The 24,152-nt window shown below is 47.6% G+C and carries 25 protein-coding genes and 1 tRNA gene; 9 read left to right on the top strand and 17 right to left on the bottom strand.

Translation table 11 applies throughout. The annotated features are described in order from the left end of the window. Positions 1-96 precede the first annotated feature (96 nt). A complete protein-coding gene (locus IMY23_RS02805; RefSeq protein WP_192820633.1) occupies positions 97-1,035 on the bottom strand; it encodes a putative sulfate exporter family transporter in 939 nt (312 codons plus the stop codon). Between the two features lie 3 nt (positions 1,036-1,038). Then, entirely contained in the window at positions 1,039-1,431 is a 393-nt protein-coding gene (locus IMY23_RS02800) for a rhodanese-like domain-containing protein (protein WP_192820632.1), read from the bottom strand. Between the two features lie 191 nt (positions 1,432-1,622). Between IMY23_RS02800 and IMY23_RS02795 the strand changes: the two genes are divergently transcribed. The 5 genes from IMY23_RS02795 to IMY23_RS02780 all read left to right on the top strand — a co-directional run bounded on the left by IMY23_RS02795 (position 1,623) and on the right by IMY23_RS02780 (position 5,226). After that, positions 1,623-1,994, top strand: a complete 372-nt coding sequence (locus IMY23_RS02795; protein ID WP_192820631.1) for a hypothetical protein — start codon at positions 1,623-1,625, stop codon at positions 1,992-1,994. A 185-nt stretch (positions 1,995-2,179) separates the two neighbouring features. Continuing rightward, a complete protein-coding gene (locus tag IMY23_RS19900) occupies positions 2,180-3,151 on the top strand; it encodes a metallophosphoesterase (protein WP_225986392.1) in 972 nt (323 codons plus the stop codon). Positions 3,152-3,175: 24 nt separating this feature from the next. Next, positions 3,176-3,835, top strand: coding sequence for a 5'-nucleotidase C-terminal domain-containing protein (locus IMY23_RS19895; RefSeq protein ID WP_225986391.1), 660 nt, complete (start codon positions 3,176-3,178; stop codon positions 3,833-3,835). 500 nt (positions 3,836-4,335) lie between these two features. Next, positions 4,336-4,914: an IS1 family transposase gene (locus IMY23_RS02785; protein WP_225986571.1), complete on the top strand. Its 579-nt coding sequence runs from the start codon at positions 4,336-4,338 to the stop codon at positions 4,912-4,914. Between the two features lie 48 nt (positions 4,915-4,962). Then, positions 4,963-5,226, top strand: coding sequence for a hypothetical protein (locus IMY23_RS02780; protein ID WP_192820630.1), 264 nt, complete (start codon positions 4,963-4,965; stop codon positions 5,224-5,226). A 141-nt stretch (positions 5,227-5,367) separates the two neighbouring features. Here IMY23_RS02780 and IMY23_RS02775 read toward each other — a convergent pair. The 9 genes from IMY23_RS02775 to IMY23_RS02735 all read right to left on the bottom strand — a co-directional run bounded on the left by IMY23_RS02775 (position 5,368) and on the right by IMY23_RS02735 (position 13,142). After that, positions 5,368-5,454, bottom strand: a tRNA-Ser gene (locus tag IMY23_RS02775). Between the two features lie 61 nt (positions 5,455-5,515). Then, positions 5,516-6,601, bottom strand: coding sequence for an asparaginase (locus IMY23_RS02770; protein ID WP_192820629.1), 1,086 nt, complete (start codon positions 6,599-6,601; stop codon positions 5,516-5,518). Positions 6,602-6,604: 3 nt separating this feature from the next. Next, positions 6,605-7,366, bottom strand: a complete 762-nt coding sequence (locus IMY23_RS02765; RefSeq protein WP_192820628.1) for a TatD family hydrolase — start codon at positions 7,364-7,366, stop codon at positions 6,605-6,607. Positions 7,367-7,450: 84 nt separating this feature from the next. Further along, positions 7,451-8,542: a glycosyltransferase gene (locus tag IMY23_RS02760; protein ID WP_192820627.1), complete on the bottom strand. Its 1,092-nt coding sequence runs from the start codon at positions 8,540-8,542 to the stop codon at positions 7,451-7,453. Between the two features lie 3 nt (positions 8,543-8,545). Continuing rightward, positions 8,546-9,145, bottom strand: coding sequence for a polysaccharide deacetylase family protein (locus IMY23_RS02755; RefSeq protein ID WP_370589898.1), 600 nt, complete (start codon positions 9,143-9,145; stop codon positions 8,546-8,548). A gap of 173 nt (positions 9,146-9,318) precedes the next feature. Next, entirely contained in the window at positions 9,319-10,542 is a 1,224-nt protein-coding gene (locus tag IMY23_RS02750) for a PP2C family protein-serine/threonine phosphatase (protein WP_192820625.1), read from the bottom strand. A gap of 197 nt (positions 10,543-10,739) precedes the next feature. Further along, complete coding sequence (locus IMY23_RS02745) at positions 10,740-10,997, bottom strand: hypothetical protein (protein ID WP_192820624.1); 258 nt, start codon at positions 10,995-10,997, stop codon at positions 10,740-10,742. A gap of 4 nt (positions 10,998-11,001) precedes the next feature. Beyond that, entirely contained in the window at positions 11,002-12,135 is a 1,134-nt protein-coding gene (locus IMY23_RS02740; protein WP_192820623.1) for a glycosyltransferase, read from the bottom strand. Further along, on the bottom strand, positions 12,132-13,142 hold the full coding sequence (locus tag IMY23_RS02735) for a lysylphosphatidylglycerol synthase domain-containing protein (RefSeq protein ID WP_192820622.1): 1,011 nt from the start codon (positions 13,140-13,142) through the stop codon (positions 12,132-12,134). The genes IMY23_RS02740 and IMY23_RS02735 overlap by 4 nt, the downstream gene beginning before the upstream one ends. On the opposite strand from IMY23_RS02735, the gene ruvC reads away from it, so the two are divergent. Continuing rightward, positions 13,134-13,703, top strand: a complete 570-nt coding sequence (ruvC, locus tag IMY23_RS02730) for a crossover junction endodeoxyribonuclease RuvC (RefSeq protein ID WP_192820621.1) — start codon at positions 13,134-13,136, stop codon at positions 13,701-13,703. The two genes, IMY23_RS02735 and ruvC, sit on opposite strands and share 9 nt — an antisense overlap. Positions 13,704-13,834: 131 nt before the next feature. Here ruvC and IMY23_RS02725 read toward each other — a convergent pair whose 3' ends face one another. Both IMY23_RS02725 and greA read right to left on the bottom strand, forming a co-directional pair. Next, positions 13,835-14,227, bottom strand: coding sequence for an HIT family protein (locus tag IMY23_RS02725; RefSeq protein WP_192820620.1), 393 nt, complete (start codon positions 14,225-14,227; stop codon positions 13,835-13,837). Positions 14,228-14,232: 5 nt separating this feature from the next. After that, positions 14,233-14,706: a transcription elongation factor GreA gene (gene greA, locus IMY23_RS02720; protein ID WP_192820619.1), complete on the bottom strand. Its 474-nt coding sequence runs from the start codon at positions 14,704-14,706 to the stop codon at positions 14,233-14,235. 290 nt (positions 14,707-14,996) lie between these two features. Here greA and IMY23_RS02715 point away from each other — a divergent pair, with 290 nt between their 5' ends. After that, a complete protein-coding gene (locus tag IMY23_RS02715) occupies positions 14,997-15,899 on the top strand; it encodes a phosphatase (protein WP_192823663.1) in 903 nt (300 codons plus the stop codon). A gap of 114 nt (positions 15,900-16,013) precedes the next feature. Here IMY23_RS02715 and IMY23_RS02710 read toward each other — a convergent pair whose 3' ends face one another. After that, entirely contained in the window at positions 16,014-16,715 is a 702-nt protein-coding gene (locus tag IMY23_RS02710; protein WP_192820618.1) for an IS1 family transposase, read from the bottom strand. 302 nt (positions 16,716-17,017) lie between these two features. Here IMY23_RS02710 and IMY23_RS02705 point away from each other — a divergent pair, with 302 nt between their 5' ends. Together IMY23_RS02705 and IMY23_RS02700 are read left to right on the top strand one after the other, a co-directional pair. Beyond that, complete coding sequence (locus tag IMY23_RS02705; protein ID WP_192820617.1) at positions 17,018-17,644, top strand: putative quinol monooxygenase; 627 nt, start codon at positions 17,018-17,020, stop codon at positions 17,642-17,644. A 74-nt stretch (positions 17,645-17,718) separates the two neighbouring features. After that, positions 17,719-18,582, top strand: a complete 864-nt coding sequence (locus IMY23_RS02700; RefSeq protein ID WP_192820616.1) for a helix-turn-helix domain-containing protein — start codon at positions 17,719-17,721, stop codon at positions 18,580-18,582. 100 nt (positions 18,583-18,682) lie between these two features. Here IMY23_RS02700 and IMY23_RS02695 read toward each other — a convergent pair whose 3' ends face one another. The 3 genes from IMY23_RS02695 to gyrB all read right to left on the bottom strand — a co-directional run bounded on the left by IMY23_RS02695 (position 18,683) and on the right by gyrB (position 23,877). Beyond that, on the bottom strand, positions 18,683-19,336 hold the full coding sequence (locus tag IMY23_RS02695) for a hypothetical protein (protein ID WP_192820615.1): 654 nt from the start codon (positions 19,334-19,336) through the stop codon (positions 18,683-18,685). 279 nt (positions 19,337-19,615) lie between these two features. Next, positions 19,616-21,718, bottom strand: coding sequence for a polyphosphate kinase 1 (ppk1, locus tag IMY23_RS02690; RefSeq protein ID WP_192820614.1), 2,103 nt, complete (start codon positions 21,716-21,718; stop codon positions 19,616-19,618). Positions 21,719-21,921: 203 nt separating this feature from the next. Then, on the bottom strand, positions 21,922-23,877 hold the full coding sequence (gene gyrB / locus IMY23_RS02685; protein ID WP_192820613.1) for a DNA topoisomerase (ATP-hydrolyzing) subunit B: 1,956 nt from the start codon (positions 23,875-23,877) through the stop codon (positions 21,922-21,924). Positions 23,878-24,152 lie beyond the last annotated feature (275 nt).

Here is a 24,152-nt window from a genome sequence, read left to right as displayed (position 1 = left end):
ATTTGGCCTGTTTTCCTGAAATCAGGCCAAAAACGATTTACTTACAACAGCTTACTTCTTCCATGATTCTTGTCTGACCGAAGCTGATGCAATAATCTAGACTAAATAGTAAACTGCCAGCAGTGAGCTGGTTGCCACAATTACCCAAAGAATAATCCCTTGCAGAAACGGCCTGATGCTAATGGTTTTTAGTAGTGATAGACTAATGCCTGCACCCGTTAAGAACAAGCTGATGATCAATCCTTTCTTGGCCAGTATAGTCAGCCAGCCATATACCTCACTCAGTCCACTTAGGAAAGTGTTGAACAAGGATGCTACCAAGAAGAATAAAATGAACTTGGGGAAGCTAGCCTTGCCCTCAGACTTAAACAGAAAGCCTGTCACCAAAACCATGGGCAGTATCCATAGCACGCGCGTGAGTTTAAGCGTAGTGGCAATCTCAAGGGCCTTTTCGCCAAACTCTGTGGCCGCCCCTACCACCGAACTGGTGTCATGAATGGCAATGGCCGCCCAAACCCCAAACTGTTCCTGTGACAATTGCAGCTTATTTCCTATAAACGGAAATACAAGGAGCGCCAAGGCGTTCAAGATGAACACTATGCCCAAAGCCACCGAAATTTCTTTGTCTGACGCTTTGATGGCCGGCGCCACCGCCGCGATGGCACTCCCCCCGCAAATGGCCGTCCCCGCCGAGATAAGGTGGTTAAGCTTTTTCTCAACGCCTAGTAGCTTGGCTAGTAATAACCCAACTACCATGGTGGCTATTAGTGAGATGGCGGTATAGAAGAATCCTCTCACCCCGGTTTCAGCCACCTGATACAGGTTAATCCCAAAACCTAACCCTACCACCGAAGCCTGCAAAGCGTATTTCGTGAACTTGCTCAGCTTTGCCGGATATGGATTCCCGAAAATCAGCCCTACCACTATCCCTGAGAACAATGCTATTGGGGCACTAATAAGGTTTGTTGCTACAATCAGTACTAATATGAGCCAGAAAATGCCCAGTTGGATATATCTTTTGCTTGTAATTTCCACTAGTTATTTTGTTTGTATCCCTGCCGATTTGAGCGCGTCAAACCCTACAGTTGCGTTGTATAGATTGTTAAAATTGTTATTCATCATAACTGAAGTTGCTCTATCACTTCTATTTCCAGACTTGCAATAAACAAGGTAAGTGGCGGCAGTATCCAGTTTAGCTATTTCCTGCTCAAAATCGGGGGAGGTGTAGTCTATATTAACCGCACCGTCTAAATGTCCTTCCTGAAACTCACCTGGGGTGCGGACATCCAGCACAACAATGTCCTGATTGGAGTCAAGGACTTGCTTTACTTCTATAGCGTTGAGGTTTACGTTCGCACTACCTGTCTCCTGCTGGCAACTGCTAAATCCAAACAGTAGCAGAAAAGATATCACATTGATTAGATTGCTCATGGGTATAGTTCAATTTAAAGGTTTAAAAAATTTACTGCATGCAAGTACACTCTTTACCTCCTAAACCTATGTGACAAAAGTCACTGTGAGGTAGAAGCCATCTTACTTGTTTTGTAAAACTTTAGAATAGAAAAAATCATTCTTAAAACTATAACCATTATTTGAAACGCTACCTTCCCATATGGTCCTTGATGATGTTAATCTTACATCTTGCGGTGCTGACAATCATCAGCGTCGTACCAGGTGAGCGTGCGGGGGTATCAATAAAAAAGGTTTGTTTGAGAAAAGAAGCCCAGATGCGAGTAATGACAGCAGGTGATAAAAATGCCTTTGTAAAGCATCTTTTAAAACAAGCCCCTGACACAGAGAATGGACAAGAAGACGGGGTTATTGAATCCCAATGTTCCGTTCAACTGATTAGCACGGCACCCCCTGAAGAATTAGTGTTTGTACCCTTAGCACTAGACTTTCAAGAGTACAGATACAAGCAATCTGTTTATTTCTGCCTAAGCAAGTTTTTAGAACCTGACCCACCCCGGCTTGGCAACCCATTCACAGTTTAATAGACAGCACTCGTCTACGCAAACTGTGGTATGTGCCACGCACAATACCCTACCAGTTCTTGTAAGTACCCTACTTGCAGGTTTTGAGCTGAAAGACAGGGTGTATTTGTAAAATGCAACAGCCAAGATGCAGGTAAGCTTGTCATTTTCAGGCTTATCCTTCCTTCCTATTTAACTTTAATAACATGATGCTCAACATCAAAAGATTTATACTTTCTACTCTACCGGTCATTGGCTTAGTGGCTTTTAGCTCTTGCCAAGCATTAGAAAAGAATAAAACCAACAATGCCGATTCAAACGGCATTGAAACCATCACCATCCTACAGACGGCAGACATCCATGGGCAATTGATGCCCCACAAAGAGATGTTTGTAGAGAACGGAAAGTTTGTGTTTAAAGAACGTGGTGGCATGGCCCATATTCAGACGCTCTTTAAGCAGGTGAAAAAAGAAAACCCTGAAGGCACTGTAATTGTGGATGGTGGCGACCTGATCCAGGGCAGTGCCGTTGCCGCTATGTCTGAAGGAGATGCCATTGCCCCAGTGATCAAGGCCATGGACTATGACTTCCTGATTCCGGGGAACTGGGAGGTCATCTTTGGAAGCAAGAAAATGCGCAGTATCATGGAGTCCTATGGCAAGCCGGTAGTGTGCGCCAACATCTATGATGAGTCTACCTCCGCCATGGTGTACCCTCCTTACATCATCAAAGAAATGAAAGGTGTAAAACTAGGCTTCATCTCTTACAATGACCCAGAGGTGCCTATCCGCCAAAATCCAGTTTTCAGCAAAGGACTAATTTTCAAGGGCTTGGATGACAACCTTAAACCGCTTATCAAAGAGTTGAAAGAGGAAAAAGGCGTTGACATCTTGTTCCTGGTGACGCACCTGGGCATTTCCAAACAAATCTACCTAGCGGATCAGCCAGAAATTGAAGGCGTGGACTTTGTACTAGGCAACGATACGCATGAAAGAATCAGAAAACCCCTTAAGCGCAAGTATGCCCAGGTGGTGGAGCCGGGTGGTTTCGGATCTTTTGTTGGCCGCCTGGATCTACAGGTGAAAGACGGAAAAATAGTTGGCCAGACCTATGAATTGATCGATGTGGACCCAAAGAAATACCCGGCAGATCCTATTGTTCAGAAAATAGTAGACTAGCAAATAGCTCCCTACAAAAAACAGATGGACCGGGTTTTAGGCTATACTACGCAACCCTTGTACCGTTACCTGGTGGTGGAGAATGCTTTGGATAACATGATCACTGACGCGGTACGCTGGAAGACCGGTGCAGACATTGCCATTTCAAACGGCTTCCGTTTTGGCACCCCCATCGTGCCAGATGCCTCTGGTAAGGCGCCCATCACCTACAGCGACATCTGGAACATGCTACCCGTGAATGAAAATGTAAAAACAGGACAGGTAACCGGCCAGCAGATACATAACTGGATGGAACAGGAGCTACACAATGTATTTGCAGAGAAGCCACTGGAGCGTTTCGGGGGTTGGGTTATTAGATTCTCTGGAATGGAGCTCACCTTCAAAGCAAATGCACCAAAAGGAGAGCGTGTACAGTCTATCACAGTGGGCGGCAAACCCCTTGATTTGAAGCGTGAATACACCATGGCTGCCTGTCGCAGAACCGGTGAGCCAGACCATGTATTATGTCGCCTGCCCAATGCCAAAAATCCGAAGGTTCTGGATTATACCGTTCATGATGTCATGGAAGAATACTTGAAGAAAAACGTCACTGTATCACCTAAGATTGACGGAAGGGCCAAGGTTCTGGACCTGCCATCACCGGTGTTATCACAGTTGCCAAATGTGGACTATGTGTTTAGGTAAGCCAAAAAAGCGGGGAGTATTGATCCCCGCTTTTTTTTCACTCATGCTGCCAGTAAGTAAATTACTTGCGCAAGGCCCATTCATAACAAGTAACATATCATTAATAGATTACAATCATAATACATGCTCTCTTCCCCTTCCTTCCTTCCTTGAAAAAGAAGCACCTGATTCTGATGGCCTCTTACAGGAGTATCAATAAATTTTTCCACTTCTTCCCTTGCGTGACTTATGTCACAAAGCGTGTTAAGATGATTGGGTAATCCTTGGTGGCTTCTACCTATCCAAAAGTGCGCGCGCTCTGGGCAGAGCGAAAGCATTGAAAAGCGCGTGAACGATTGCTTTGAGCGCAGCTTGAATGGCAAACCGCTACAAACCGACTCTAAGGAAATGTAGGCCATTGTGGCCTACATCAAATGGGTAAGGAAAGACGTGAAAAAAGGAGACGATGTTAAAGGTTCTGGACTCCTTCCGTTGGATGCAATGGACCGGCCAGTCCTGAGCTGGGCAATACCGTGTACGTGCAAAAGTGCCAGACATGCCACGGCCCTGAGGGACAGGGCATGAAAACGCCCGATAGCCCTGAGTACCAGTATCCGCTCCTGTGGGGTAAAAACAGTTATAATGATGGGGCTGGGCTTTACCGGGTCTCTAACTTTGCGCGCTACGTGAAAGCAAACATGCCCTTAGGAGCCAGTCACCGCAAGCCGCAGTTAACTGATGATGAGGCATGGGACTTGGATGCTTACGTGAACAGTATGCCACGGCCAAAGAAAGACATACGCAAGGACTGGCCAGATATTTCTAAGAAGCACTTTGATCATCCGTTTGGTCCTTATAAAGACGGTTATAGTGAACACAAGTTCCACACCGACCACTGGAGAGCATTCGCCAATGTGCTGCCTGCCGACAGGCATACCGTCGGCAAAGCTTACACCAAGAACATTGAGGGCGTAAATACCTGCCTCAGGTCAAGGAAAAGAAGATTGGCCAGGAAAAAGACCTGCTTCTCCAAAAAGAAAGAATACCACTTAGCTGCCCTGAATATCATGTTCACCTACCGAAACAAACAGAAAAAGTAACCATCATACTTTTTTTACAACAGCCAAAATTTGTATACATGGATGGAAGTGAAATCAGATGAGGCAGGTTTCGAATACACTATCCGGTTGAACATATATACTTATGACAAGGAAGGTATCAGAGAGGATTTATATGTTTTCGAATTTATGTTTTGGGAAGAGCTTCACTTCACTGTGGAAAGTAAAATGAATGGTTATGAGGAGACGGATGGCTTGACTCTTTTTGAGAGCTTAAAAGGGAGGGCTGGTAGACACAGAGTGGGAAAAGCCCGTGGCTGCAAAATAATCCTTGACCCTATGGGCTTATTCTAGGTATTGCAATACAACACGACATCTCAAATGAGTATAATACCAATATTTCAAAATGACTTTTGAAAATTGTAATCAATTTGTAACTTGACAAATAAAAAATCCCTTAAATAGCTTATAATCAGCTATTTAAGGGATTCAGTGCGGAGAGGGAGGGATTCGAACCCTCGATACCGTTACCAGTATACACACTTTCCAGGCGTGCTCGTTCGACCACTCTGACACCTCTCCGGGTCTTAAAATGGGAATGCAAAGTAAGCCAGAAGCAGCGGCATTTGCAAGCGCGTTCCCATCATTTTTCGTTGGGCATCCGGAGCGTCATTTCGCCCCGTAAATCATGCGCCAAGAGGTGGGCAATTTCTTCCTTGTTCTTTTTCTGTGCCAGCACAAACATGAGTTTGGTCACCGCGGCCTCGGTACTGATGTCAGAACCACCCACCACGCCCATTTCTTTCAGGTACAGACTGGTTTCATATTGGCCTTGCCGCACTTCGCCTTCCTCGCACTGAGACACATTGAGAATTGTCATGCCCTTGTCAACGGCCTGTTCCAGCAATTTCAAAAACCACGGGTAGGTAGGAGCATTTCCAGACCCGAAGGTTTCCAACACCAGACCCTGCAGACCTTTAGCTTTCAAAATGGCTTCCACCACAGATTTATTGATCCCCGGGAAGAGTTTCAACACCGCTACCTGGCTTTCTAATTGCTGATACACCTGCAAGGGCTGCACAGGCGGCGGCAGAATAACAGAATGGTTGTATTCAATGTCAATGCCAGCCTTGGCCAACTGCGGATATTTACCGGAGTGGAACGCATTGAAATGGCGGCTTTCTACCTTGGTAGACCGGTTTCCGCGCAACAAAAGGGTATTGAAGAAAATGGAAACCTCTGGTACCAAGGGTTTGCCCATGCGGTAGGCAGAGGCAATTTCTAAAGCTGTGATGAGGTTACGACGAGCATCGGTGCGCATTCGGCCAATAGGTACCTGGGCACCCGTGAAAATAACTGGTTTGCCAAGATTCTCCAGCAGGAAACTAAGCGCTGAGGCGCTGTAGGCCATGGTGTCTGTGCCGTGCAGAATCACAAAGCCGTCATATTCCTGGTAATTCACCTGAATGATCTGCGCCAATTTGATCCAATGCTCCACCTCAATATTGGAAGAGTCAATGGGTGGATCCAAACTGAGTACGGTGAGCATTACTTTGAATTGCCGCATCTCAGGCACGCGGTGGATCACCTCAGAGAAGTCAAACGGCACCAGGTGCTCGTCTTGCTTCTCTGAGACCATGCCTATGGTACCGCCTGTGTAAATAAGCAAAATGGAAGCCTCTGGGTCTCGCGGGGCCGCCGTATTGATATTTACCTTTAAAAATTTCATAGGCTAGGCAAAGAGGTTTAAGGCAGTAGCGGTAGTGACGGCGGCCACTTCCTCTACCGGTATAGATTTTATTTCGGCAATACGCTGCGCCACCATGGGCAAATACGCGGGTTCATTGCGTTTGCCGCGCCAGGGCACCGGTGCAAGGTACGGACTGTCGGTTTCCAGGACCAGGTGGTGCAGGTCAATTTCTTCCAGCACCGGGGTTAACCCTCCGTTTTTAAAGGTGGCCACCCCTCCTATTCCTAAAAGAAACCCAGCGTCAATTACGGCCTGGGCCTCTGCCACCGTACCGGAAAAACAATGGAAAATCCCTTTCAGCTTACCGTCTTGTTGCGCTTGTATGATTTCCAAGGTCTCCCCGAAAGCATTGCGGGTGTGGAGAATGATGGGAATTTGCAGGATTTTCGCCCAGCCGCACTGAATTTTTAGCGCTTCTTTCTGGAGTTCTATCAAACTTTTGTCCCAGTACAGATCCAGGCCAGCTTCCCCTATGCCTTTGAAGGGTCTTTTGGCCAACCAGCTTTCCATGAGAGACAACACCTCCCGGAAATCTTCTTTCACGCTGCACGGGTGCAACCCCAGCATGGAGTGGCACCAGGCGTGTTTCTCCTCCAGGGCCAACATGGGCTCAATGGAAGCCGCGTCAATGTTGGGCATGTAAATCTGACTGATGCCGGCAGCCTTGGCCCGTTGCACCATCTCCTCACGGTCCTGGTCAAACTCAGGGGAGAAAATATGCGCGTGGGTGTCTATATAGGTCATGTGGAGAGCGACGGTTCTGTTTTCGGGCTCATTTCAGGAATGGAGCCCGAAAACGCAAAGATACAGGTTTACCAACATGCGTGGCTAATAATATCTGCCCTTCCACTTTATTTTAAAAGGCAGGAAAAAACCCAGAATCAAAATCAAGGACGTGAAAAGCAGGTACGGCTCCAGCAGCAGAATATCCCAGACAGACGTTTTCCAGTTCACCCGGCGGGCACAGATATAAACAAAACAGCTTTGCAGCAGGAGTTTCGCCAGGAAAATTGCGCCCATAAAAGCCAAAGAGGAATGCAAGAAGAAAGGCAGCCACACCGGGTAATAGGACGCATGCACTACAAACAGCAGCAGCATGTACCAGGGCAGTTTGACAGAACCGCGCATCCAACGGCGGCGCTGGTGCAACAGGGCGAAAAAGTTGGGTGCCGGCAAGGAGAGCGCGAGTGCCTCGGCTGCATATACGTGGCTGGTGCCAAACCCCTTCACTATAACTTCCCTGAACAGCTGCACATCCTCGGTCACAGAAAACGGAATGTTCTCAAATCCACCCGCCGCCTGGTAAGCCTCACGGGTAACCAGCATGTTATTGCCCATGGTGGAGACGGGCACACCCCTGTCTGCCACCACCTGCATGAGGCCCAGGTTGTACAGCCAGTCAAGTGCCTGCAGGCGGTCAAACAAGCGGTGACCTTTGGTAGTGGTGATGCCTGTGACTATGCCGGTATGGGGCTGCACCTGTTGCAATAAGGCAGTAACCCAGGTAGGCGGCACTTCAATATCAGCGTCGGTGATGAAAAAGAATTCTCCGGTGGCGTGGTGGGCCAGTTGCGCCAGTACATTGGCCTTGCCTTTGGTGCCCGGCAAATCATGGGTAACAGAAATGCAGGTCACGTAAGAATGATCTTTTTGCCAGGCTTTTACTTTTTGAGCCGTGGCATCCGTGGACCGGTCGTCGCCTACCAATACCTGGAGTTGGTCTTTGGGGTAGTTCAACCGGTCAATGGCGGCCAGACACGTTAGAATATGCTCCTCCTCGTTGCGCGCGGCAATGAGAATTGAAATCTTAGGGAAGGTTAATGGTGCCGGGGAAATCTGTTTTTTCCGGAAGGCCCACAACCAAAGCAAGGCCAGAAAAAGCGGGAAGTAGAGCGCGAAAAATCCAATGGAAAACAGCATGGCTCAGGCTACCGCTTGCAATGAGTAACCCAGTTTTTGGCAATGAGCCAGCAGCCGGGGCAAGACATAGCGCAGGTTCTTTTCGGCTTTGAGGCTGTCATGCAAGACCACAATGGCACCCGGTTTAATGGCGGCTAGCGTTTTTTGCAGGCAGATTTCCGGAGGTAACGTCGCGTCAAAATCATAGCTCAGCGCACTCCACAGCACAACCTGAAAATCTTTCTCCAGCATGCGCAGGTTCTTAAAGGTCAGTTGACCATGCGGAGGCCTGAACAATTTTTGGCTTCCAACCGTGGGAGAAATTTTATCAATGGCCACCTGACAGGCAAGCACTTCCTGTTGGTACGCTGCCATTGTGTTTTGCCAGGCTTTTACGTGGTGGTAGGTGTGGTTCCCCAACGTGTGGCCCTGGGCCACTACCTTTTGAGCGATGTGCGGGTATTTGTCCAGGTTTTCGCCCACGCAGAAGAAAGTGGCTTTGGCCTTAAACAGCTCCAATTGTTCTAATACGAATTCAGTGACCTCCGGAATGGGACCGTCATCAAAGGTAAGGAAGACCACTTTCCCGGTGACAGGCCTTTTCCACCAGATCTTTGGGAACACCCAGGGCAAGAAAAAGGGAGTCTGGTGAAAACGCACAGAAGAGTAGTTTGTAAGATTTTGAACGTTTAAACGAAGGGAACCGGCAGTGGTTTTCAAATTTCCGTTTTCGGGCTCATTTCCGGAAATGAGCCCGAAAACGGAAATAGTTGCCAGCACCTCATGTCACTGTGACCTTATTTAAACCGACAGGACAGCAGGGTGATGTCATCACTAAAACTGGTGCTGCTGTTGTAGCTGTTGATTTCCTGCAGCAACTGCGTATGGATGTTGCGCGAACTCACAAAGCGGCAGCACTGCAGAAACTTGATGGTGTTCTCCAGGCCAAACTCATCGTCTTCTTTGTTGAACACCTCGGTGAGGCCGTCTGTGTAAGAAAAGACAAAGGAATTGGGCGGCACCTGCACTTTGGTGACAGTTAAAAACGGCAGTTGGTCAAAAATACCCAGCATGGTGCAGCCATCTTCCAGCAGTTTGTAAGACGTGTTTTCATACAGCAGAATAGAGGCGTTGTGGCCCGCGTTCACGTAACTCATCTCGCGGGTTTTCCGGTTGTAAATGCCCAGAAAACAGGTGATGAATTTTTCCGCGATCGCGTTTCTATAGATAAGGTCGTTCAACTCACTCACAATGGTGTGCAGGTCATTGGTCTGCCGCAGAATGGTGCGCAGGCCCGCCTGAAAATTAGACATGAGCAAGGAGGCCGGCACGCCTTTGCCCGACACGTCTGCCACGCAAAACAGGAACTGGTCCTGGTCTATGGGAATGAAATCATAGTAATCGCCGCCAATGGAGGAGTGCGGAATATAGGTGGCATGAATGGCCACGTCAAGGTTGTTAGGCAAAGATTTGGGGAAGAGCATGTTCTGCACCTCGCGGGCAATCTCTATCTCCTTGCGCATAGCCTCCTGGGTTAAGCGGTGCCGCTCCAGCCGTCGGTTTTCCATGGCCACCAGAATGATGTTGCTCAAGGTCTGCACAAAACTAAGCGCGCCCAAAGTGGTGTAATAGGCATGCACGTTGCCAATCATGACAAAGGCCAGAATGCGGCCGTTGTGGATGATGGGAATGACCGTCTCAAAATCAAGCCAGCGTTTGTCAATGTTCAGGTCGGCCAGTGAGGTGATTTCGCGGAGCTCGGCTATTTCTTCGGGCAGGCCAATCTCCCGGAAGTTATGCTCCGTCCCGAAACACAGTTTGCACTCCCATTCCTCGTCAATGAGAAAAAGCGAGAGGGTTCTGATGTTCAGTTGGGCCAGAAGCGTGAAGTGGAAGATTTTGTACAGCGCTTCCTCCGGAAGGTTGTTGTTGATGGCTTTGGTAATCTCCAGCAGTGCCGCCAGTTCCAACTTCTTCAGGTTCAACTCTTGCTCAATGGTGGGGAACTTCAGGTCTGACATGTCTGCTGCCTATTTGATCTTTTCTTGAGTTGCCGAACGGTGAATGGGAATGCCAGCAACAAAGCAAATTAACTAAAAATTACGCGCCATCACGCATAAATAAGAAAACAGCCGAAATTTATGGGATTTATACGGATACCTCCTTCCTCAGGAATGGGCCCCAAATTATAGTCTCTGGAAGCGAAAACCATTTGTATTTACCGGGAATTATGGTTGAGCAGGCCGGCTTTGGTGGCCAGAAAAAAGTACCCCTGTTTTTCTGTTTCAAAGTGCACAGGATCAAAAGGCACCTCGGTGTCCTGGTCTGGGAAGAGGCATTTAATGTAATTGGCCCCAATGAGCGCAAGCAAAGCCACTTGCAAATCAGGTTCTGGCAGGCCCAGTTTTTCCTGCAGGTCTGGGTACGAAGTCACAAAATACAGTTCGTCTAAAATATCAAATTCGTGGTCTGTCACAGCCTTAGGTTATGGTTCGTCCTTTCCATTGGTACTTTCCTTTTAGTCCTAGCAGTGCCGTAAAAAGCAGGTAGGGCACATACACCACTTGCAGTAGACCTAATAAAAGAATCAACCGCCGCTGCTGGAAGAAACAAAGTACCGGAAACAAAAGAAAGGCATCTGCGGCTAACTTCAAAACCAGCGCCGCCCAGAAAATGCCCCAGTGGTCATTACCAAACAAGGCACTGAAAAACAAAACCCACAAAATTACATTGGCCGCTGCCACCACCAACGCCAAAAGTTTTGAGGCACCTGCCGGGTAGTGTTTCCATTTACTGGCCCATCGCACACGCTGCCGAACCAAAGTTCCTAACGTTGGCATAGGCGCCGTGCGCACCACCGCTGCCGTATCTTTCAGGAATGCCACCTTACCCGGAAAAGCGCGGTGTAGTTTGTGCATCAGAAATTCATCGTCCCCAGAAGCGATGTGCTCGTTGCCGGCAAAGCCGTTTACGGCAAAAAAGGCGCTTTTCTCATAGCCAAGGTTGGCACCGTTGCACATGGTGGGTTGCTGGAGTTGAATAGTGGCCGCACCCGTGCTAATCAAGGCGGCAAATTCCAACGCCTGCAGTTTCTCAAAAACTGTGTTGGCAGGTTGCAGCAGTACCGGGCCGGAAACAAACTTGGGTTGCTGCGTTTGAATAAGATTTTGGTACGCCATTAACCAATCTGGGGAAAGCCTGCAATCGCCGTCAGTGCAGAGAACCCAGGAACCTTTGGCCTGGGAAATGCCTATTTGCAGGGCGGCCTTTTTCCGGCTCATTTCTGGAAATGAGGCCAAAAACAGATGCGACAAATTTAAAGACGTTTGTTTTGCAAAGGCGGCAACTACTTCTGCGGTGTTATCTTCAGAATGGTCGTCAATTACAATCACTTCAAACTGGTTTTTCGGAAACCGTTGGGCTTCTAAGTCTTCCAGCAAGAGCACAATAGATTCGCTTTCATTCCTGACCGGGATAAGTATGGAGAAGAAGATAGGTGCAGCTTGCTTCTGGGGAATTGGCTCAGGTATTTTCCGCCAGGCCAAACCGGCCCTGAAAAGAAACCAGGCATACGGCACCAGGCAAACCAGAACCAGAAACCAGGCGAAAATCAACGGGCGCGGGATAGTTTGAGTGGCAAGACAAAAACCAACCCCAGCACGCTGGGCAGGGCAATGTTAATCGCCCACAAAGAAAGGCTGGCTCCTAACACCAGCAACGGATCTTGCCCCAGCAACCCAAAGAAATGAATAGCTGAGAGTTCGCGCATGCCAATATCGGCCAGGGCATTGATGGAAGGCGCCAGCGACTTCAGGAGAAACGTGGCCGACACGCCCCACACATATTGCTCCAGCGGCAAACTAATACCGAACGCCCAGAGCAGCGCCATGAACTGCACCAGAAACACCAGATACCGCCAGCCTGACACCGCCAGCACGTACCGCAGTTCCTGGGCATTGTACTGGCCAATGACTTCTACAAAATGCACCCAGCGGCGCAAATACGGGATTCGTTTTAAAAGCTCCACTGCCCAATGAAAACTAAACAACAGAGACAAGGCCCAACCATTCAATAAGATAAATGCCACCGCCACGGAAATGCCCACCGGCGAGGCCAAGGGCACATAAAACCGATACATAAAATACGCCAGGCCCGCCGAGCCCACCAACACCGTGGCATACAACTGGCACAAACGGCCCAGGAAAATAGCCCCCACGGCATCTGTACGGTTAGGCTGGCGCATGGTGAGAATACGCCCGGCATAGTCCCCTACCCTGTTGGGAGTCACAAAACCAAAGGTAAGGCCCACCAACACCGCTTTAAAAGCCTGCGCAAAAGAAACTTTTTCAATTTTCTGGGAGAGAAACTGCCATTTGAGCGCCTCCAGGCCCCAATTGACGGGCAACAGCAGCACCGCTAAACTAATACCAAGCCAACCGGAACTCCACACAGACCGCACGTTGTCTAAGGAGAGCGCTTGATGGGAATTGGCATCTAGCAAGGCGGCGCGCAGGTAATACAAGGTCAACCCGAGCACCGCCAGCTTGCCCAGCCACACCAAGGGGCGGCGGTATGACCAGATGTTCCCAGATAGTTTGTATTTTTGTATTTTATGATCCATTCAAACGCGGCCCTTCCGGCCAATAAATTAATTCTAGGGGTTGACCCCGGCACCAACGTGATGGGCTACGGCCTGATTGAGGTGACCGGCTCCAAAATACAGGTGTTGCAGTACGGGGTACTCCAGCTCAAAAGCTACGCCAACCACGCCATCAAGTTAAAGAAAATTTTTGACGCCACGCTTCGGCTCATCACAGAATACCTGCCAGATGAGATGGCCATTGAAGCCCCGTTCTTCGGCACTAACGTACAGTCAATGCTAAAGTTAGGCCGAGCGCAGGGCGTGGCCATCGCCGCCGCCTTGTCCCGTGACATTCCCTACGTGGAGTACGCGCCCAAGAAAATAAAGCAGTCGGTGACTGGTAACGGAAACGCGTCTAAAGAACAGGTGGCCGCCATGCTGCTGCAAATCCTGAAAATAAAGGAAGCGCCAAAATTTCTGGATGCCACCGATGCCCTTGCCGTAGCCCTCTGCCACCATTATTCACAGGGTGCCAACGAAAAAGCCGGTGGAAAATCCTGGAAAGCGTTCCTTACTGAAAACCCGGAAAGGCTTAAATAGACCTAAAAACCAAGTCTGTTAAGTCAAGCTTTCCTTTCGGCTCCACAAAAAACAATTTCCTGTTTTCGGGCCCATTTCTGAAAATGAGCCCGAAAACAGGAAAGAAACAATCAGCAATTAACAATAAGCAATTACAATGCTTGCCTGATCTTGGTGGCGATTTCTTCCATCACGCTTGGTTCCAGTTGGAGCTTTGGGTTGCTGAAATTCATGTCGGCCATTTGGTTGATGGGCACCAGGTGAATGTGCGCGTGCGGCACTTCCAGGCCAATCACGGCCACGCCCACGCGCTTGCAACCAGTGGCGGTTTTGATGGCCGCCGCTACTTTCTGCGAGAAAACGTGCAGGTCAGCCAACAGCGAAGGCTCTAGGTCAAAGATGTAATCTACCGGCTCTTTGGGAATGACCAGCGTGTGGCCGGGCACCAGCGGGTACACATCAAGAAAAGCCAGAAAACGCTTGTCTTCCAGAATTTTATACGCCGAAACTTCTCCCCTAACAATCTTAGAAAAAATAGTTTCCATAGGCCTTAGCGTGAAATGTCCAGAATCTCGAAACGGAGTTTGCCGGCGGGCACGGTGATTTCGGCCACATCTCCTACAGAAAGGCCTAACAGACCTTTGCCAATGGGTGACTTCACAGAGATTCTGCCAGAGGCCAGGTTGGCTTCTTCCTCGGCCACCAGCGTGTACACCATCTCCATGTTGTTGTTGAGGTTCTTGAGCTTCACTTTAGAGAGAATAAGCGCTTTAGACAAATCCAGGTTAGACTCGTCAATGAGGCGGGCGTTGCCCAACACTTCTTCCAGCTTAGATATTTTCAGTTCCAAATGGCCCTGGGCGTCTTTGGCGGCGTCATATTCAGCGTTCTCGCTCAGGTCACCTTTGTCACGGGCTTCGGCTAGTTGGTCAGCAACTTTGGCGCGGCCTTTGGTCTTGAGTTCGTGCAGTTCTTCCTTGAGCTTCTGTAATCCTTCTGGGGTGTAATAAGATACTGATGCCATATTCTTTATGGGTTAGTACAATGATTAAAAAAAGAAGAACGGCCTTCCGTTTGGAGACCGTTCTTATGCTAAGGTAGCACATTTTTCTGAACATCAAGCCCCGCAGGCACTAATTTTAGCAGCAAACCCCACCGCCTGCACCTTAACACCGCCTACCTGCGCATCTAATAAGTTACTACCAAACCCAACGTTCTGTTAGCAAGGTCATAAAATGGGCGGCATTTGTTTAGCGCATTTAAATTTTCAAGTATATTTGTTTGCTTTCTATGTCAGAATCTACCGAACCCTATATAAGACTAGCCGCCATTGACATTGGGTCTAACGCGGTAAGGTGCCAGATCTCCAACGTTTTCAGGTATGAGGACCACACCCTGTTCAAGCGGGTGGAGTACATACGCTACCCCATGCGCCTTGGCGAGGACGTGTTCGCCACCGGCATCATCTCCCAGGCCAAAGCCGAAAAGTTCATCAAGTTCCTGCACGCGCTCAAGCTCCTCATGGAAGTGCACGGCGTGCATGATTACATGATCTGCGCCACCTCGGCCATGCGGTCAGCGCACAACGCCCAGGAGATTTTACACGAAGTGCAGAAACGCCTGGGCCTCCACATTCAGGTCATTGACGGCACCACCGAAGCGGACCTCATTAACATGGTCATTAAGCAGCAGCTAGACGACAGGAATTACCTGCACATAGACGTGGGCGGCGGCAGCACTGAGTTCAACATCTTTGTGAACCGCTTAAAGGTGGCTTCCATCTCGTTTGAGCAAGGCTCCATTAGGCACATGCAGGGCGATGAATCTGAGGAAATCTGGAACACCATGCAAAAATGGGTGACCGAGAACGCCCGCCATTACCACGTGACCCGCGCCATTGGCACCGGCGGCAACATCAACAAGATTTATGACATGGCCAAGAAGGCGGCCGGCAAACCCATCTTCCGGAAGCAGATTGAGGAAGTGGTGGACCACATCTCCAGCATGTCTATGGAAGAGCGCGTGAAAGTGCTTTTACTGAACGCTGACCGCGCCGACGTGATTGTACCCGCCGCTGAAATCTACCTTTCTGCCATGAAATGGGCGCACGTTGAGAGTATGCTGGTGCCGCAGATTGGCCTCAAAGACGGCATTCTGCAATCACTCTATGAACGCCACCAAGGCGCCACCCAACACCACTTTAAGCTCGATTTCTAGTTTAGAGCCGGAAAACGGAAATCTGGTTTTGTAGAAATTCCCGTTTTCGGGCTCAATTCTGGAAATGAGCCCTAAAACAGAAAAGCCTAGCTTATTTAGTTAGGCGGTTGTGGTCTACAATGTATGATGGTTTCGGTAATAGAACACTAGCTTCATGGCATTGTAGTGGTTTCGCTCTTTTTTAGAGAAGCACGCTGTCTTTCTGACGATTCTTCGGTTCCTGGTCCTCAGCCATAGGTTCACTCCTTCAATATGCCTGGTGAAGGCTTTGCCGACAAGGTGCCTTTCCCTGGGCGGCACTTTGGTGAAAGCCGGCCAGTCATCGGTGCAGAAGCAGTCTATTTTAAGCTGTCCCAGCTGCCTATAGAGCCTGCTGACCGTGTGCTGGCTGCGGTTTCCCCAGCTCCAGGCCAGCACTTCGCCCGTTTCGGGCGCATAGGCATAGAAAAGCCACCTTTTGCGCCTTTTACGCTCTCCGACAAACGTCCATACCTCGTCTATCTGCACCGAGGCGTAGCTTTGCCGCCGGGGCCGGAACTCACAGGCCTCGGCTTGCTTGTTGAGCCACCGGAGCACCGTTTGCCGGTGTACGCCCGTCACTGTCGCTATATCCCGGATGCCGGAGTTGCGCACCAGCATAGCCAGCGCCAACCGCCTTGACTGGGGCCTGCAACCAGCTTTCGCGTATTCGAACTGAAACTGCTTGCCGCAGCCCCTGCACAGGAAATTCTGCCTGCCCGTGCGCTTAACGCCATTTTTCACTACTTTCACTCCGTGGCAGTAGGGGCAGTTTACCTGGATAGTTATCTCGCACATAACTTCCTGTAAACACCTCTGCTGCCATACTTATTCCAACATCATACATTGTAGACCACTACCTAGCAATGAATTATACACGTTGTTATGTGCATACTGGATTCAATAGTAATGCTTTTCAGAAAATCGTCCATGCCATAGTAATAAATATCCATTCCACAGTCCTTTGTTTCACCCCAAATTTGCATTGTAACAAAAAAACAAGAAAAAATGAAAACTACAGTTCCATTAAAATTAGTGCTCCTAGTTTTTTACTAGGATTTACAACTCAAACATTTTCAAAAACTAAAAACACAAACATTATGAACAGTACAAAAAATGAAACAATCGGATTATTAGTAATTATGAAAGCAAAGCCAGGAAAAGAGCAAGACGTTAAAAACTTTTTGCTTGGTGGATTAGCACTAGTCAATCAAGAACCCCAAACAGTATCTTGGTTTGCCTTTCAGATAGACAGTAAAACTTTTGGTATCTATGATACCTTTGAAGTAGAAGAAGGTAGGCAAGCTCATTTAACAGGCGAAGTTGCAAAGGCATTATTAGCAAAGGCAGGTGATTTGTTAGAAGATTTTGATCCTAGTACAGATATTCAACCAACAGATGTATTGGCATCTAATCATAAGTCCGGATTGCAAAACAATGGCTTACTTGTTATTATGAAATCTAAAGAAGCAAAGACAGCAGATGTCGAAAATTTTCTTAATGTTGGAAAACAATTAGTAAGTGATGAGCCAAAGACTTTATCTTGGTATGCTATAAAAATAGATGCAACTACTTATGCAATCTTTGATACCTTTGCAGATGATTCAGGTAGAGATGCTCATTTAACAGGTAAAGTTGCTGCAGCACTTATGGAAAATGCTCCTGTTCTTTTAGAAGGTTTCCAAGCAACTGCAATTCAAAAAATAGATATTATAGCTTCCAAATAATTTATATCTTTAGAAAGGAGTGTTTTACACTCCTTTCTTTTTATATGTAATATTAAATAAAGAAATATATTCTTATGGCTCAAATTATTATAGATAAACAAAATGGTGAATTAGCCTTTAGACTAGAAAGGTTTGAAAATCTTAATCAATTTGATCATTTACAAAGAAAAAATTATTATTCTATTATTTTACTTAACGCAAGCAACTATAAGTTAAGTGTAGACCTTTCTAATTATGAACTGCAAGGTTATCAAATGATTTGCTTGTCGCCTTATCAACCATTTATGATTTCTTCTGAAGAACGGTGTCAAGGCTGGTTATTAAATTTTCACCCTGACTTTTTTTGTACATATCGTCATCAAAATGAAATTGAAACAGAAGGCGTTCTTTTTAACAACTTTCATGGATTACCACATTTTCAAATTTCTGAAGAAGGGCTGTTTTTTAATCTCATAGACCAAATTTCTAAAGAGATGGATAGAGATTCTATTGCTCAACATGAAGTTCTTGTGGCTTTTTTAAAGGTATTTTTAATAGAAGCAGTGAGACAGAAAAAACAATTCGATAAAGAGATAGTTCCAAAATTTTCTGATGGTCAATCAGAAATCCTACAAAATTTAGTAGATTCTATTGAGAAAAATTATTGTGAATTACATTCTCCGAAAGATTATGCAGATGTTTTGTGTGTTAGTACAAAAACATTGGCAGGGATTGTAAAAAAATATTTACAGCAAACACCTAGCGATTTAATTTCTAATAGAATTGTTATAGCGGCTAAACGAGAGCTATATTTAACATCAAAACCTTTGAAACAGATTGCAGCTGGACTTGGTTATTATGATGAATTTTATTTTAGTCGATTTTTTACGAAAAAAGTAGGTGTTTCTCCAGATAATTACAGAAAGACAGTAGGTTTCGCCAAACTAGAAAGGCTATAATTATCAGGTGGTCTTAAGTTGCACATAACGGTCTCGTATAAACAACGTGCTAGGCCGTCGGCCGTAGCATGATGTTTATACAATGTTAGCGGCTGGCATTTTATAGTTTTGTAACAGAGCCATACAAATTAGACAATGCACCAATTTCTTGCATCCATCTAATTTCATTAAATCCACTATATGCTCCGTCCCCTGTATTGTTTTTAACATAAAACGCGATATAGCTTTTTTTATAATCATTAGTGAAATTAGAACCTCTTTGACCTTCTTTCCATGCGTTCTTAGTAGTGAATATTAGTATATTTGCCTTGTCTACATTATTGCCAGCAATCTGATTTATTAATATTAAAATATTTTCTTTTGTCGCGTCTTTTTTATCAATCAGAATATCCAATCCAATCGCATCGTTGTCGTTGTTAGGATTCCATTGCCGCAATACTTCATACGATATATTTAAATCCTCTTTAACAGTATTATTATACTCAGTATCTGTGTCTGTTATCTCCTCGCTGTCTTGAACTTTAGCTGCATTTTCAGTCACGTTCTCTATACTTATTTCTTCATCCTTATTAGGATTCGGACTGAATATGCCAAATCCGAAAAATGCTATTATAGCTCCAAGCCCATAAAACTTTAAAACAGCTTTTCTGCTTCTATTCTTTTTTAACCAAAAAAGTCCTTTATTCGGTGAAATAAGGCCAATAATTAAAAAAATAACAAATACTACGAAAAGAACCCCAAATAAATCTTCCATTATCTTTTAACCCTTAAAATCACTTTTTCTTTTTTTTGCTTGCCGCTAACTAGAGTATAAACTTAACCACCTGCACTTATTGGCACTATAATTACACTTAAACATACGCTTTATTGTCGTTTTATACCAATAACCGTAACTGCCCTGGCGAATCTACTATAGAGCCTTAAAGTTATTCTTTTCTATACCCGTTTTAGGGCTCATTTCCAGAAATGAGCCCCAAAACAGAAAAGCCCAGCAATTCTAGCCAGGCTTTTCTGTTTAACATATTTTTACCACTTAAAACAAGCTGGCGTCTTCTGCTTTGCCCAAGTCCACTTTGTAGAATTCTTGGTGCACGTTGAAGGGCTTTTCGTTCTCCTCCGGTTGGCGTTTGAGGTAGGTGCCGTCTTCACGCATAATGTAGGCGTTCTGGTTGTCCATGAGGTTGTAACGCAGAATGTTGATAGCCTGCTTTTTCAGGTCTTCGTTCACAATGTGGAACAGGGCCTCAATACGGCGCTCAAAGCTGCGCACCATGAAATCAGCGGAGCCGCCCAGCACCGTGGGGTTGCCATTGTTGTGGAAGTAGAACAGGCGCGCATGTTCCAGGTATTCGCCCACAATGGAACTGACCTGTACATTTTCACTCAGCCCCTCGCGGCCCGGCCGCAGACAGCAGATGCCGCGCACAATTAGTTTTATCTTCACGCCCGCCTGGGAGGCCTGGTAGAATTCGTCAATAACTTCCTTGTCTTCCAGGGAGTTAATCTTGATGACAATGCCGGCAGGCAGGCCATTTTCAGCGTTTTTGGTTTCTGTTCTAATGAGTTCAATGAGCTGCTGCCGCATGTCTTTGGGCGCGGTGATCAGGTATTCATAGTTCTCAGGGTAGGAATGGCCGGTGATCACGTTGAAGAACTCAGACACGTCGTGCCCATACACGTCATCGGTGGTAAGCAGGCTGATGTCGGTGTACTGGCGGCTGGTCTGCTCATTGTAGTTCCCGCTGCCCAAATGCACGTAGCGCGTCACTTTCTCACCTTCCTTTCTAATGATCATGAGCATTTTGGTGTGCGTCTTGTACTTACTTATGCCGTAGATCACAAAACAGCCTGCTTTCTCCAGGCGCTCACCTTCTTTGATGTTGCGTTCCTCGTCAAAGCGGGCTTTCACCTCAAAAAGGGCGCTCACGTGCTTGCCGTTTTCGGCAGCTTTCAAAAGCGCGGCGGTCACGCGGGAATTATCTGCTAACCGGTAAATGGTCTGCTTGATGCCCAGCACATACGGGTCTTCGGCGGCCTTCTCCAACAAATTCACCACGGGGTCAATGCTGTTGTACGGGTGGTGCAGCAGCACGTCATGCTCTTTGAGGTACTCAAACAGATTCTCTGAGGCGCTTTCGGGTAAACTGGCGGGCGTGACCGGGGCCGGGGACTTTTTGATTTTAGATGAGAACTGCGGATGCCGAATGATTTGCCACAAGGCCCGAAGGTCCAGCAGGTGCTCCATCTGGAACAGGTTGGCGTTGTCAATGGTCCAGCGCTCTTTGAGCACCTTCATCATGTAATTAGAGGGCGCCCGTTCAATCTCCACCCGCACCACGCGGCCTTTCTTGCGGGTTTTGAGCTTGAGCTTGACCTCCTGCACAAAGTCCTGATCCATGTCATCACTTTCCTCCAGCGTGAAATCACCGTTGCGCGTAATCCGGAACAGGTTCACCGACTCAATCTCCACATTGCGGAAGAGTTTGTCCATGTTGCTCCTGATAATTTCCTCCAGTGGCACAAAAACAACTTTGTTCTTGCGCTGAATCTCTAGAAAACGGGTAAGGTTGCTTGGCACCTGCACAAACGTGATGCGGCTTTGCTGCTTTACGTCTTCAGAGGTTTTGGTCACCACGCCAAAGATGAGCAGCTGGTTCATCATGAGCGGAAACCCATGGTAGCTGTCATACACCATGGGCGTAAGCAGCGGGTAAATGGTGTTCTTGAAGTACGAATTGGCTTTCTGCTGCTCGCCCTCAGTGAGGTCTTTCATGCGGCAGATGTTGAAACCGTTGCCGTCAAATTCTTTTTTCAGGTCTTCAAAGGCCTGGTATTGGTCAGCTACAAAGCGGTGGGCAAAATCCATGAGTTTCTTCCGGAAGGGAATCTCCCGAAGGCCGCTGTAGTCAATGCGCTCTTTGCCGTAGTCTATGTAATTGTACAAGCTCCCCACCCTGATCATGAAGAACTCATCTAGGTTGGAGGCGGTAATGGCCAAAAACTTAAGGCGCTGAAACAGGGAAGTGTCTGGGTTGCGCACCAAGTCCAGCACGCGGTAATTGAACCGCAGCCAACTCAAATCCCGACTGATGTAATTACTTCTCCTTACCTGCTCACTCGCCTTTATTGCATTCATAGTCTATTAGTAAAGAAACGGGGTGCTCCTGAAGGTCTGGACCTAGGCTTGCTAAGATAATAGCTTTTTAAACCAAGGCGCAACAGAAAACCGAAAAGCACTAAAATTCCAGTTTTGGCTTCATTTACGAAAAACAGGCTGAAAACAGAGTGTAGGAATTCTACCGCTCTGTTTCCAGCCTGCTCCTTTAACTCTATTACTTCTTAAACGTCTACTTTGGCATATTTCGCGTTGCGTTCAATAAAATCTCTACGCGGGGCCACTTCATCGCCCATTAACATAGAGAACAAATGGTCAGCCTCGGCGGCAGATTCCACAGAAACGCGCTTCAAGCTGCGGGTATCTGGGCGCATGGTGGTTTCCCACAACTGCTCTGGGTTCATCTCCCCCAGACCTTTGTAACGCTGCACGCCCACGCTGTCATCTTTTCCTTTGCCTAGTTCAGCAATGGCGTCAATGCGGTCTTGCTCGGTCCAGCAGTAGCGCTCTTCTTTGCCTTTTTTCACTAAGTATAAAGGAGGAAGTGCAATGTATACATAGCCCGAGTCAATCAAATCCCGCATGTACCGGAAGAAGAAGGTCAAAATCAAGGTTCTGATGTGAGAACCGTCCACGTCCGCATCTGTCATGATGATGACTTTGTGGTAACGCAGTTTGACCATGTTCAAAGCCTTGTCGTCTTCAGGTGTCCCGAAAGAAACACCCAGCGCGGTGATCATGTTCTTGATCTCTTCGTTCTCGTAGATGCGGTGCTCCTGGGCTTTCTCCACGTTCAGGATTTTACCTCTGAGCGGCAGAATAGCCTGAAACTTACGGTCGCGGCCCTGCTTGGCAGAACCACCCGCGGAGTCACCCTCCACCAGGTACAGTTCGCAAACGGCGGGGTCAGAGTCAGAGCAGTCGGCTAGTTTACCAGGCAAGCCCGAGCCGCCCATCACGTTCTTGCGCTGCACCATTTCACGGGCCTTGCGGGCTGCCAAACGGGCCTGCGCCGCCAGAATCACTTTCTGGATGATGATGCGCGCCTCTTTCGGGTTTTCTTCCAGGAACTGGTTCAGGATCTCTCCCACCACCGTGTCCACGGCGCCCATCACGTCTGAGTTGCCCAGCTTGGTTTTGGTCTGGCCTTCAAACTGCGGTTCCTGCACTTTCACAGAAATCACGGCGGTCAAGCCTTCCCGGAAGTCATCGCCCTGAATCTCCACCTTGGCTTTCTCCAGCATGCCAGATTTCTCGGCGTAGCTTTTCAAGGTACGAGTCAAGGCACGTCTGAAACCGGCCACGTGGGTACCGCCTTCATGGGTGTTGATGTTGTTGACGTAAGAGAAAATGTTCTCTGTGTACGAAGTGTTGTAATTCAAGGCAATCTCTACCGGAATCCCGCCTTTTTCGCTTTCCACGTAAATGGGAACAGGAATCAGGTTCACGCGGGTTTCTTCCAGGTAGGCCACAAATTCCTGCAGACCGCCTTCAGAATAGAAAGAATCAGAAAGGAATTCGCCGGGAGTGGTTTCCTCGCGCTCATCCGTCAGGTTGATTCTAATGCCTTTGTTCAGGAAAGAGAGTTCGCGCAGGCGGCTGGCCACCGTTTCATACTTGTACTCGGTGGTGGTGAAGATGCTGGCGTCTGGCTGAAAATGCACGATGGTACCAGTTCTATCCGTAGTGCCAATCTCGCGCACTGGATATTGGGGGGCGCCAATGTTGTAGTGCTGTTCGTAGATTTTGCCGTTTTTATGAACAGTCACGTGCAGGTCCGTGGAAAGCGCGTTCACGCAGGAAACCCCCACGCCGTGCAAACCGCCAGATACTTTATAGGAGTCTTTGTCAAACTTACCGCCGGCGTGCAGCACGGTCATGACCACTTCCAGGGCCGAGCGGCCTTCTTTCTGGTGGAAATCTACCGGAATACCGCGGCCATTGTCTGAGACAGAGACAGAATTGTCAGGATGGATGGTGACGTTGATTTCGTCACAGTGGCCGGCCAGGGCCTCATCAATGGAGTTGTCAACCACCTCCCACACCAGGTGATGGAGACCTTTCACGCCAATATCGCCGATGTACATGGCGGGCCGTTTCCGAACTGCCTCCAAGCCTTCAAGCACCTGGATACTGTCTGCGGAATAGGCGTTCATGTTATTTTGTTCAGTGTCACTCATTGAGTTTCTCGGTGGGTTATTAACATACAAAAATACCAAAATTAATCGGTTTTTGCCAGTAGAAACCGCATAAATATAGGCTTTCCTTAATAATTTCTGCAGAAGCCTGCAATGCCTCGAAATTAAAGAGCCAATATAAATCAAGCCAGGGTTTTCAGGCCGACCATCATAGTAAAGCCACCTGTTTTTGCTTTCATTTTAAATCCAGGGCCCGAAAACGGAAACGCGCCGACTCCTTTAGAGAATCTGCCTCCTTTGCCTCTGACATTTGGCAG

This window comes from Rufibacter sp. LB8 (assembly GCF_014876185.1).
GTDB lineage: Bacteria > Bacteroidota > Bacteroidia > Cytophagales > Hymenobacteraceae > Nibribacter.
The sequence above is the reverse complement of the archived record's forward strand: the minus strand, read 5'-3'. Positions and strand labels throughout refer to the sequence as shown.